We start from the raw sequence: 11,605 nt of genomic DNA, 5'->3' as shown, positions 1-11,605 counted from the left end.
TTGTCAACCTTGACGGGTTATGAACCGTTGCTGGCGTTCGCCGCCCCAGTCGGCTGCTACTCAAGGTAATCATGTGGTAATGTTCAGTCACCGCCGGGTGCCCGACTGGCGCCCGGTCCCCGCCCCCATTGGTGTCCGCACCAACGGGACAGCGTCCGGCGGGGCGGTGGCCCAAGAGCCGCACTCCATCCAGGAATGCGAAGTCAGGCCCCGACAACGCGGCTTTCACCCACGGTCCGCCCGGCTCACCGGACGGACGCGGCGCTGGCTTCCACCGAATCGCTTCCCAGCCTCAGCCGGGATGCGACGAGGTTACGCCGATGTCCGTTTTACCCAGGTAAACACAGAGAGCCGAAGACGCTATGCGCTCCCTTCCTGAGGCCGATCCTGGTGTGCCCGACATCCGCAGCCCGCTGCGTTACCTGTGGTGGAACGCGCGGCGGCAGGGGCCATCCCTGCTCGCCGGCATCGGCTTCGCCACCCTGTGGTGGATGGTGCAGGCGTTGATGCCGGCCGTGCTCGGGCAGGGCATCGAGGCCATCACCGCCAAGGACTCCAGGGCCCTGCTGCTCTGGGCGTCCGTCCTGTTCGTGCTCGGCCTGCTGCAGGCGTTCACCGGGATCATGCGGCACCGCATGGCCGTCTACAACTGGCTGGCCGCCGCCTACCGCACCGTCCAGGTCACCGCCCGCCAGGCCGCCAGACTCGGCGCCACACTCCCCAAGCGGCTCTCCACCGGTGAGGTCGTCAGCGTCGGCAACTCCGACATCGCCCACATCGGCAACTCCATGGACATCCTGCTGCGTGGCACCGGCTCCGTCGTGGCGATCGTCACCGTCACCGTGATCCTCATCTCGACCTCGTTGCCGCTGGGGCTGCTCGTCCTGTTCGGCGTCCCCGTCATGGCCGTCGCCGTCGGGCCGCTGCTACGGCCCCTGCACCGGCGCCAGCGCACACAGCGCGAGCTGGCCGGCGAACTGTCCACCAGGGCCGCCGACATCGTGGCCGGGCTGCGGGTACTGCGCGGCATCGGCGGCGAGCAGGTCTTCACCGACCGCTACCGCGAGGAGTCACAGCGGGTCCGCCACGCCGGGGTGGGCGTCGCCGGCGTCGAGTCGGTGCTCGAAGGCGCCCAGATCGTCCTGCCCGGCGTGCTCATCGCGATCGTCACCGGCATCGGCGCCTCCTTCGCCGTCGCCGACCAGATCCCCACCGGCCAACTCGTCGCCTTCTACCTGTACGCCGTGTTCCTCATCGGCCCCCTGCGCACCCTGACCGAGACCGCCGACAAACTCACCAAAGGACACGTGGCGGCCGGCCGGGTGATCCGCATCCTGTCCATGGAGCCCGAAGTCGGCGGAGGCACCGGCACCAGCGACGGCGGCGTGCTGCGCGACTCCTACAGCGGCGTCACCGTCCAACCCGGAGCCCTGACCGCCGTCACCGCCGACACACCCGAGGACGCCATCGCCATCGCCGATCGGCTCGGCCGCTACACCGGCGGCGACGTCACCTTCGGCCCCGCCGACCTGTCCACGCTGCCCCTGTCCGAGGTCCGCTCCCGGATCCTGGTCGCCGACAACGGCGCCAGGCTCTTCGCCGGCCGCCTGCGCGACGAACTCGACGTACGCGGCGACGCCACCGACGAACAGGTGACCTGGGCCCTGGAAGCGGCCTGCGCCACCGACATCGTCGAGGCCCTGCCCGACGGGCTCTCCACTGTGGTGAACGAGGCGGGCCGTGAGTTCTCCGGCGGGCAGCAGCAGCGCCTGCGCCTGGCCCGCGCGCTCCTGGCCGACCCCGAGGTGCTCATCCTCGTCGAACCCACCAGCGCCGTCGACGCCCACAGCGAGGCCCGCATCGCCGAACGCCTTGCCAAGGCCAGGGCCGGCAGAACCACGCTGATCTGCACCACCAGCCCTCTCGTTCTGGACCGTACCGATCACGTCATCTACGTCGAGGACGGGCGGGTGCTCGCCGAGGGGACGCACCGGCAGTTGCTGGACGGGTCGCCGCAGTACGCCGCGGCCGTGACCCGCGGAGAGGACTGACCGATGCCCCACCACGAAACACCACCCTTACCGACACACCCGGACGAGCCTCTCCCGTCCTGGTTGTGGACGCGGCCTGGGGAGTCGCCGCTCCTGACCCGCCAACACTCGGGATTTCGGGTGCTGATCCGATTGAGGGGGTTCTGACCGATGGCCCGAGAGATCCTCCCGGTCGCCGACCAGAAACAGGTGCGCGCCTACGCCAGGCGGCTGACGCTGAAGTACCCGCGCCGCCTCACGTTCGCCCTGGCCCTGCACGGCCTGGCCGCCGTCGCCGGGCTCGTCGTGCCGTGGCAGCTCGGGGCGCTGGTCCAGGACGTCCAGTACGGCCTGCCTGTCAACATCGCCCTGGTGGCCGCCGCCATCGGCGGCTTCCTGCTGCTGCAGGGCCTGCTCGTGCGGTACGCGGTGCTGGCCTCCGCCAGGCTCGGCGAGAAGGTGCTGGCCGAGCTGCGCGAGGAGTTCGTGGACCGGGTGCTCGCGCTGCCGCTGTCCACTGTGGAACGTGCCGGGTCCGGCGACCTGATCACCCGTACCTCCCGCGACGTGGACTCGTTGTCGCGCACCGTGCGGCACGCCGTGCCGGAGACGCTGATCGCGCTGGTCACGTTCGTGATCACCGTTGGCGCGATGCTGCTGGTCAGCCCGCTGCTCATGCTGCCGATGCTGATCGCGGGGCCGGTGCTCTGGGTCTCGACCCGGTGGTACCTGAAGCGGGCGCGCGACGGGTACCTGCGCGAGAACGCCGCCTACGCCGACATGACCGAAGGGCTGGCCGAAACCGTCGAAGGCGCCCGTGCCGTCGAGGCGCTCCGGCTGGAGGAACGGCGGCGGGCCCGTACCGACGGGGACATCCGGCGTTCGTACGCGGCCGAGCGGTACACGCTCGGGCTCCGCACCAGGTGGTTCCCCGCCGTCGAACTCGGCTACGTGATCCCCGTCGTAGCCACGCTGCTGGTGGGCGGCCTGTTCTACACCAACGGATGGGTGACCCTCTGGCAGGTCACCGCCGCCACCCTCTACGCCCAGCAGCTCATCGACCCGCTGGACCGGTTCCTGATGTGGATCGACGAACTGCAGGTGGGCGGGGCGGCCATGGCGCGGCTGCTCGGCGTGGCGAACGTCCCCGACGACCGGACGGCCTCCTCCTCCCGCCCCTCCGGCGAACTGCTCCGGGCGTCCGACGTCCGTTACGCCTACCGCGAAGGGCGCGACGTGCTGCACGGCGTGTCGCTGACCGTCCGGCCCGGCGAACGGCTGGCCATGGTGGGGCCGTCCGGGGCGGGGAAGTCGACCCTTGGGCGGTTGCTCGCGGGGATCCACGGGCCGCGTACCGGCTCGGTGGCCGTAGGCGGGGTGCCCTTGGTGGAACTGCCGCTGGACGACCTGCGGGGACACGTCGCGCTCGTCACCCAGGAACACCACATCTTCAAGGGCACGCTGCGCGACAACCTGCTGATCGCCCGTCCCGACGCCTCCGACACCGCCGTGCTGAAGGCCCTGGAGGCCGTGGACGCGCTGGACTGGGTCCAGACCCTCTCCGCCGGCCTCGACACCTCGGTGGGCTCAGGCGGGCTGGCGGTCTCACCCGCGCAGGCCCAGCAGCTCGCGCTTGCCCGGCTCGTCCTCGCCGACCCCCACACTCTGGTGCTCGACGAGGCCACCTCCCTCATCGACCCCCGGGCCGCCCGGAACCTGGAACGTTCGCTGGCGGCCGTCCTCGAAGGCCGCACCGTGATCGCCATCGCCCACCGCCTCTACACCGCCCACGACGCCGACCGGGTGGCCGTGGTCGACGACGGGCGGATCATCGAGCTGGGGTCGCACGAAGAACTGGTGGCCGAGGGCGGCTCGTACGCGGCCCTCTGGAGCAGTTGGCACGGCACCCCCAGCCCCGCCACCCACCAGTAACTCCGCCGCTGAGGCCGGTATTGGGTTGTTGGTTTGGTGGGCAGGGTGCGAGCTGTTCAGCGCTGGGTTCGCTCGGCGGGTGGCGTGAGGGCTTTCCTGCGGTAGCTCAGGTCAACACTGGGTTTGCTTGGCGGGCAGGGTGCGGTCCGTGAAGTAGCGGTCGATGTGGTTTCGGGCGCATGGGTTGTCGATGTACAGGGTGTGGCCGGGGCCGTCGTGGTGGATGACGGCGCTGCCGGGCACCTGGGTCAGGACGTCTGCCACCGCGTCCGACTCGCCCCATGCGCCTGCCCCGAGCATGGGTGGCAGGCCCTTGGGGAGCGGGGCGGGTGCGCTGGTCACCGGGACGGGCCAGCCGATGCAACCCAGACTGGCGGAGGCCAGGGTGTTGGCTGTGCCGGCGTTGGGGGCGATCTTGCGTAGGCGGGCAGTGGCGGCGGTGAGCTCTTTGAGGTTGGCATAGCGGGGCCAGTCGGTGCATTCGGTGACGCCTGTGGACTGGTCGGGGTAACGGGCGCCGCGGGGCGGGACGAAGCCGGAGGCGTCGCCCTTGCTCGCCTTGCGGATCGCCTCGGCCAGCCCCGGCCAGGCCGGGGTGCCCTGGCGGGCGCGGCCCAGGACGAAGGACTGCAGGTCGCGGGCCTTGTAGGCGACGTTGGGCGTCGAGGTGGGGACGGGAGTGCGGTCGGCGCGGGCGATCACCTTGCGCCAGAGGCCGGGGACGTCCTCGCAGTCGTTCTTGGCGCACCAAGTGAAGAAGCGCCCCAGGGATTCCTCGTTGACCCTGGCCGTCTTCTCCAGTTCGGCCTCCCAATCGGCGAAGCTGTGGCTCATGGTGCCGTCCAGGACCATCGTGCGAATCTGGTTGGGGAAGAGCCGGGCGTAGACCTGGCCGTAGAAACCGGCGTAGGAGGCGCCGTAGTAGTTGAGCTTGTCGCCGCCCAGGGCCTTTCTGATCGCCTCCATGTCTCTGGCGTGGTCCGCCGAACTCATGTTGGCGAACAGCTCAGGGTCTTTGAGGCGGCAGGCCTCCGCGTAGCCGCGGTTGGTGTCGGACAGGCGGCCGAAGTCGGCGTCGTTCCGAGGGACGTCGGGGATGGGGACACGGGTCCAGGCGCACGGCAGGCCCGTGCTGAGGCCCTGGAACTGTTCGCCGTAGCCGCGGGTGTCCCACGTAATGAAGTCCATGGTTTTGCGGAGGCTGGCCCAGATTTCGGGGCGTGCCTGCGTGATGGCGATGCCGGGGCCGCCCGGACCGCCGTAGGCGACCAGCACCGAGCCTTTCGAGGTGCCGGTGGCTTTGAGGCGGCCGAGCTTGAGGGTGATCTTGCGGCCGTCGGGTTTCTGCCAGTTGACCGGGACCTTGAGGTCGGCGCATTCCATGCCGATCTTGTCGCTGGGGCAGGGAGACCACTCCAGGGTGTCGGCGGTGACGGCTTTGGCCGGGTGGGAGAAGGCGCCAACGGTGTTGACGGCGCCAACGGTGTTGACGGCGCCAGCCGTGCTGATGGTGCTTGCTCCCAGCAAAGCCAGCGTGATCGCGAAGGGCTTCAACATGGCGTTCAGCATCGTGGAACGGAGGGCGGGATCGCGTCGGACCACGGTTTGGTTTTGGGAGGTGGAGAAGTCCGACCAGGGTTTGACAGACCGTGGCCGGACATGGGTCTTGTCGCGCCGGTCCGATGTCGTCACCGCCGCCGCCGTCGGCCCTGGTCACCCTGATCACGGGATTCGTGGTGGTCCTGGGCCTGGCGGTCTCGTGCCTGCTCGACTAGTCGGCGCTCGCCCCGAGTGACTTCTTCAGGAAGTCGACCTGGAGCAGCAGCAGGTTCTCGGCCACGACCTCCTGAGGCGTCATGTGGGTCACGCCCGAGAGCGGGAGCACGCTGTGCTGCCGCCCGGCCGCGAGCAGGGCCGAGGACAGGCGCAGCGTGTGGGCGGCCACGACGTTGTCGTCGGCCAGGCCGTGGATCAGGAGCAGCGGGCGTTCGAGCTTGGGTGCGTCGATGAACAACGACGACTTCTCGTACACGTCGGGTTGCTCGTCCGGATGGCCCAGGTATCGCTCGGTGTAGCAGGTGTCGTACAGCCGCCAGTCCGTCACGGGCGCCCCCGCGATCGCCGCGTGGAAGACGTCGGGACGCCGCAGCACCGCCAGCGCGGACAGGAACCCGCCGAACGACCAGCCACGGATGGCCACCCGCGTCAGGTCGAGGTCGTCGGGGTGCTGCTCGGCCACTCCCTGCAGGGCTTCGATCTGGTCGTCGAGCGCGGGGGTCGCCAGGTCGTTGAGCACGGCGCGTTCCCAGTCGGTGCCCCTGCCGGGGGTGCCGCGTCCGTCGGCGACGATCACGGCGAAGCCCTGCTCGGCGAACCACTGGCTCTCAAGGAACGCGCCCCGCCGGTTGAGCACGCGCTGCGCATGCGGCCCACCGTACGGGTCCATGAGGACGGGCAGCCTGCCCGAGCCCCGCTCGTACCAGGTCGGCAGCACCACGGCGGTGGCCAGCTCGCGGCGCCCTGAACGTCCGAGCGAGACCCGCAGCTCCAGCCCTGGACGTTCGGCGAACGACGGGATCGGCACGGCCATGCCGTCGCGCCTGACGACCGTGGTCGAGACGCCTTCCGCGTCGAGGCTCTGCTCGGTCAGCACGCCGACCCCGCCCGCCATCCGCCCGGAGAACACCCCGGAACGGGTCGAGACGGGCAGCAGCGAATGACCGTCCCATGTCCACAGGTGGACCTCGGTCGGGTCACCGCTCGCGCTGAACAGCACGCTGTCGTGATCGACGTCGAGCACGGCCCGAACTTGCAGGGTGGGCGGGGTGACGGCGCGGTCGCCGACGATCAGCCGGTGGCCCCCCTCGGAGGCGGCCACCCAGACCAGCGAGCCGTCGTCGAGGTGCGCGGGCACGCCGGTGACGATGTCGACCCAGGCGGGGTCGGTGTCCTCGCGGACGAGCGTGGAGCGCCCGGTCGCCGGGTCGACCGTGAACAGCCGCATCGTCTTCTGGTCGCGGGTCAGCGTCACGATCGACAGCGCGTGGGAGTCCCAGGAGGCCGTGGTGAGGTATTCCTCCTCGTACGGCACCGCGACCCGCGACCCGTCGAGCCCCAGCACGTACAGCTCGGTCACGGCGTTGGGCGTGCCGGCGGCCGGGTAGCGCTGGGACGTCGCGGGCCGCTCGGGGTTGGCCGGGTCGGCGATGTGCCAGACGTGGACGGGGGCCTCGTCGGCGCGTTCGACCAGCAGGGCGTCGCTTGAGGGCGCCCACCAGTGGCCGCGCATCCTGTCCATCTCTTCGGCGGCGATGAACTCGGCCAGCCCGTACGTCACCGTCTCGGACTCGGGTGTGGCCAGCGCGCGGTCGTCGCCGGTGACCAGGTCCTGGACGCGGAGCGCCCCGCCAGTGACATAGGCGACATTTCGCCCGTCGGGGGATATGCGGGGATCGATGACCGCGCCCGGCGTTTCCAGTCTCCGCACCTGCCCGCTCGGCAGATCGACCACATAAAGGCCGCCGGACAGGGCGAACACCGCCCGCGTCACCGTCGAGTCGGTCGCGTAGGCCACCACGCCGCCCGCCGCCTCGCGGCTGCGCTCGCGCCTGGCGCGCTCTTCCGGCGGCAGGTTCTCGTCGTCGGCGTGGAGCGTGCGCGGGTCGACCACCAGGCGTTCGACGTGGGTCTCCGTGTCGAGCTCCCACAGGCAGGTCACCGGGTCGGCGCCCGACTTCGTCCGCAGGAACACCACCCTGCCGCCATCAGGGGAGATCGTGAACCCCCTGGGCACCCCCAGGGTGAACCGGCGGGTCCTGGCAGACAAACGCGGGAAGCTCTCGCTCATGGCCCCAATCCTGCCATTGCTAGGCTCATGGCCATGACTGACCGACGGCTTCTGCTCGTGCACGCCCACCCGGACGACGAGTCGATCGGCACGGGCGCGACGATGGCGAAATACGTCGCAGAGGGGGCCCACGTCACCCTGGTGACCTGCACGCTCGGGGAGGAGGGGGAGGTCATCCCCGCGGACCTCGCCCACCTGGCCGCCGACCAGGACGACGCGCTCGGGCCGTACCGGATCGGGGAGCTCGCCGCCGCCTGCCAGGCGCTCGGTGTCGAGGACCAGCGCTTCCTGGGCGAACGGGGGCGCTGGCGCGACTCGGGGATGATGGGCGTGGCCTCCAACGACCACCCGAAGGCGTTCTGGCGGGCCGACCTCGACGAGGCGGCGGGCGAGCTGGTCAAGGTCATCCGCGAGGTACGCCCGCAGGTCCTGATCACCTACGACGACTACGGCTTCTACGGTCACCCCGACCACATCCAGGCCCACCGGGTTTCGCGCAGAGCGTTCGAGCTGGCCGCGAATCCCGACTTCGGCGAGGGCGACCCGTGGCAGATCGCGAAGTTCTACCACACGGCGACCGCCAAGTCCGTCATGCGCCGCTCCGCGGAGGCGCTGCACGCGGCCAACGTGGAGTTCATCACCGAGAACGTCGATGACATGCCGTTCGGCAGCCTCGACGAGGACGTCACCACCGAGATCGACGCGCGCCCGTGGATCGGCAACAAGCTGGAGGCCATGCGCGCGCACGCCACGCAGATCAGCGTGGACGACCCGTGGTTCGCCCTGTCCAACAACATCGGCCAGGAGGCGCTCGGCGTCGAGCACTACATCCTGGCCATGGGCGTACGCGGGCCCTCCGTCCCCGGCCCGCCCGTCGAGTCCGGTGGCCTCGGCGAGCCACACAACCGCGAGAACGATCTTTTCGCGGGCATCCACTAACCTCGTTGGCCATGGAACATCGCAGCCAGGCCGAGTCGGCGCTGGGCGGGGCGGCGTACGGCATGCTGTTCGTGCTGGGGCTCGTCATGGGCATCGTGGGCGGGTTCACGCATCCTGCCAAGCCCGTGCCGATCGTGGCGGTGCTCTGGGTGCTGGCGTTGTTCGGGGTGTGCCTGGGCGCGGGCAAGCTCATGCGCACCCGGCTCGGCGCCCTCGTGACGGCGATCGGCTGGCTGCTGGTGACGATGCCGTTCACCCTGCAGCTGGGCTCGGGTGATCTGGTGATCGCGACGGGCGCGCCCGGTTACATCTACCTGTACGGAGGGTTCGCGGCCCTCCTGGCGGCCTATCTGATGTCGGCCCCGTCGAGCGGGGGATCGTGGCTCTTGCACGATCACTCTTCCAAAAAACCCGATGTAACGGCATAAAGTAAAGTTCGTGCATTCTATCGAGCGGCCCTCGGACACCGAAACGTATCGCAAGGTCGTCGGCCGCTTCGCCACCGGAGTCGTGATCGTGACGACCCGGCTGGGCGACGTCGATCACGCGATGACCGTGAACTCCTTCACCTCCGTATCCCTGGACCCGCTGCTCGTGCTGTTCTGCGCGGAGAAGGTGGCCCGCTTCCACGACGCCGTCATCGAGGCCGGAGTGTGGGGGGTGTCCGTGCTGCCCGCCTCCATGGAGGACGCCTCACGCTTCTTCGCCCATCGGGGGCGGCCGTTGAACGGGCAGCTCCAGCGGCGGCCGCACCATCGGGGTGAGTCGGGGGTGGCGTTGTTCGACGAGGCGATCGCCACGGTGGAATGCCTGACCACGGCCGTGCACGACGGCGGCGATCACTCGATTGTGGTGGGCGGGGTCACAGGGCTGGGGACGCCGTCGGACGGGGCGCCGCTGCTCTACCACGAAGGCCAGTACAAGACCCTTTAGCGGCCCGGACGGGGAACGCGGGGATTAGCGGGCGGTACGGGGAGTGCGGGGATTTAGCGGGCTGTGCCGGGAGTGCGGGGATCTAGCGGGGCGGGCCGGGAGCGCGGGGATGGGCGCGAGCTCGACCAAGGGCTCTGGCCGGACTGTTCGACCGCGACGCCTTCACCCCGGCCCATGAGTCGGGCCAGGCCGATGCGGCCTGGCCCGATCGATCATCGGTCGTTCTGGTGGTTACTGTGGGGGAACGGGCGTGCTGGGCGTCGCCGACGGCGCGGTGGTCGCGGTATTCGTCGGGGCGCTGGTGTCGGTCGGTGTCACCGTGTCCGTCGGAGACTCTGGCGGAGTCTCAGGCGGGATCTCCGACGGCGGTGGGCACGTCGGGATCTCCGTCGGATCCACGGTCGGCGTCACGTCGTCGGTCGGCGTGCCGGTCGGAGTGTCTGTCGGGGTCTCCGTCGGAGTTTCCGTCGGGGTCCCGGTGGGAGTCTCCGTCGGTGTGTCGGTCGGCGTCTCGGTCGGGGTCTCGGTGGCCGTCGGAGTCGGGGTTTCCGTCGGGGTCTCGGTCGGTGTGGTTGTGGGGGTTTCGGTCGGAGTCTCAGTCGGCGTGTCGGTGGGCGTCTCCGTGGGGACGTCCGTCGGCTCGACGGCCGGCTGACAGGTGAACGTCACCGTCGGCCCTGGCGCCGTCACCGTGGCGGTGACCGTCTCGGTCACGGTCGCCGTGGGCAGAGGCGCCGCGGCAATGTCCGCTTCGCCCTTCTTCTTGAACGTGCCCCAGCCGAGTCTCTTTGTTGCCTCTCCTGACCCTGCGGTGACCGGAATGTTAACGCTTGTCGTCTTACAGGACTTGCGCTTGCACACCCTCTGTTTAACTGAGAAGAGGGCCGCTTCGCCGTACGTGATCGAGACGTTCAGATACGAGACGCCTCGCCTCTTCACTACCTCCGTCGTGGCGTCGTACTCCCCAACCGTGGGAGTCTCCGACGGAGCGGGACTCGTGGTCGGTTCGGTGGTTAACGCCACCCGTGCACCCGCGGCGCTAAAGGAGGTGTCAGTGGTTCGTAGGGGATCGGTCGCTGACGTCTGGGTGATAGCGAGTCCGCCGACTCCTGTCAATGCGACGGTGCCGAGCAGCGCGCCCAGGATGGAGAATCTCATAATCCTGCTCTTGTGGGAGATTTCAGGACCCTGGCCATTATTCCGACTTGTCAAGATTGGTCAAGACTGAGACGCATGAACAGGCGGTTTCGGTTCCGGCGAGCGGCGAACTACATCAATCTCGCCACTCCGCTCGGTTTGTTGATCTCGGTCATCGGCGGCGCGACCAGGCAATCTGGGCCCAACGGGCTCATCCTTGCCTTCGGCTACCGGTACCGGTTCCCCATCGCAGGAGCCTTCACGGTGGGGAACGTCGTCCTGACCAAGCGGGACTCGCTGAGCGAGCGGCTCATCCTCCACGAGGACCGTCACGCCACGCAGTGGGCCTGGTGCGCCGGCCTGCCGATGCTGCCGCTCTACCTACTGGCCATGCTCGTGTCGGTCGTCGTTTGCGGGCATCAGGCTTCATGCAACGTCTTCGAGCGCTTGGCGAACCTGGAGGACGGCGGCTACCCCCGGATCCCGCCGTGGTGGCGCCGGTTCCGGGGCGGTGGGTGACGGGTCGTGATGGGTGTGGTCCCGTGTGCGTAGCTGAGTGCACGGTGACTGCAACATGCGCACAGTGATCCCGATGTGCGCACAGGTGTGTCGAGTCGTGGTAACCCAGCGTGCGCTACCGAGTCCGGCGGTGGTCTTCGAGCAATTCAGCTGATCGGGTGGGAGCGGAGATGTTTTGTTGTTGGGAGGTGGGATAGGACGGCCGTCGTGTGTTTTCCGGAGCCTTTGTTCAGGCAATTATGAAGGGGATTCCTCATTGCGCTGCGTT

Annotated in this window: 9 protein-coding genes; 6 read left to right on the top strand and 3 right to left on the bottom strand. The window is 69.3% G+C overall.

The window, feature by feature from the left end; translation table 11 throughout:
• The first annotated feature begins 362 nt into the window (after window positions 1–362).
• Window positions 363–2,051, top strand: a complete 1,689-nt coding sequence (locus ACFOY2_RS33940) for an ABC transporter transmembrane domain-containing protein (RefSeq protein ID WP_379532194.1) — start codon at window positions 363–365, stop codon at window positions 2,049–2,051.
• Between the two features lie 150 nt (window positions 2,052–2,201).
• Complete coding sequence (locus tag ACFOY2_RS33935; RefSeq protein ID WP_379532193.1) at window positions 2,202–3,962, top strand: ABC transporter ATP-binding protein; 1,761 nt, start codon at window positions 2,202–2,204, stop codon at window positions 3,960–3,962.
• Window positions 3,963–4,073: 111 nt separating this feature from the next.
• Here ACFOY2_RS33935 and ACFOY2_RS33930 read toward each other — a convergent pair whose 3' ends face one another.
• Together ACFOY2_RS33930 and ACFOY2_RS33925 are read right to left on the bottom strand one after the other, a co-directional pair.
• Window positions 4,074–5,519 (bottom strand): alpha/beta fold hydrolase, encoded by a 1,446-nt coding sequence (locus tag ACFOY2_RS33930; protein WP_379532192.1) that lies wholly within the window; start codon window positions 5,517–5,519, stop codon window positions 4,074–4,076.
• A gap of 214 nt (window positions 5,520–5,733) precedes the next feature.
• Window positions 5,734–7,809, bottom strand: coding sequence for a S9 family peptidase (locus tag ACFOY2_RS33925; RefSeq protein WP_379532191.1), 2,076 nt, complete (start codon window positions 7,807–7,809; stop codon window positions 5,734–5,736).
• A 33-nt stretch (window positions 7,810–7,842) separates the two neighbouring features.
• Here ACFOY2_RS33925 and mshB point away from each other — a divergent pair, with 33 nt between their 5' ends.
• The 3 genes from mshB to ACFOY2_RS33910 are packed head-to-tail and all read left to right on the top strand — an operon-like array spanning window position 7,843 to window position 9,681.
• Window positions 7,843–8,748 (top strand): N-acetyl-1-D-myo-inositol-2-amino-2-deoxy-alpha-D-glucopyranoside deacetylase, encoded by a 906-nt coding sequence (mshB, locus tag ACFOY2_RS33920; protein WP_379532190.1) that lies wholly within the window; start codon window positions 7,843–7,845, stop codon window positions 8,746–8,748.
• 11 nt (window positions 8,749–8,759) lie between these two features.
• Complete coding sequence (locus ACFOY2_RS33915) at window positions 8,760–9,176, top strand: DUF6113 family protein (protein ID WP_379532189.1); 417 nt, start codon at window positions 8,760–8,762, stop codon at window positions 9,174–9,176.
• A 10-nt stretch (window positions 9,177–9,186) separates the two neighbouring features.
• The gene (locus ACFOY2_RS33910) at window positions 9,187–9,681 is read left to right on the top strand and encodes a flavin reductase family protein (RefSeq protein ID WP_379532188.1); all 495 of its coding nucleotides are present in this window, start codon (window positions 9,187–9,189) and stop codon (window positions 9,679–9,681) included.
• 231 nt (window positions 9,682–9,912) lie between these two features.
• Here ACFOY2_RS33910 and ACFOY2_RS33905 read toward each other — a convergent pair whose 3' ends face one another.
• Window positions 9,913–10,839 carry a hypothetical protein gene (locus ACFOY2_RS33905; RefSeq protein ID WP_379532187.1) on the bottom strand — a complete coding sequence of 309 codons (927 nt, stop codon included), beginning with the start codon at window positions 10,837–10,839 and terminating at the stop codon, window positions 9,913–9,915.
• A 75-nt stretch (window positions 10,840–10,914) separates the two neighbouring features.
• Here ACFOY2_RS33905 and ACFOY2_RS33900 point away from each other — a divergent pair, with 75 nt between their 5' ends.
• On the top strand, window positions 10,915–11,337 hold the full coding sequence (locus ACFOY2_RS33900; protein ID WP_379532186.1) for a hypothetical protein: 423 nt from the start codon (window positions 10,915–10,917) through the stop codon (window positions 11,335–11,337).
• Window positions 11,338–11,605: the final 268 nt, after the last annotated feature.

It is taken from the genome of Nonomuraea purpurea (genome assembly GCF_042650645.1).
In the GTDB taxonomy this organism is placed as follows: Bacteria; Actinomycetota; Actinomycetes; order Streptosporangiales; family Streptosporangiaceae; genus Nonomuraea; species Nonomuraea purpurea.
Note: the sequence above shows the minus strand (reverse complement) of the source record. Positions and strands in the feature narration are given on the sequence as shown.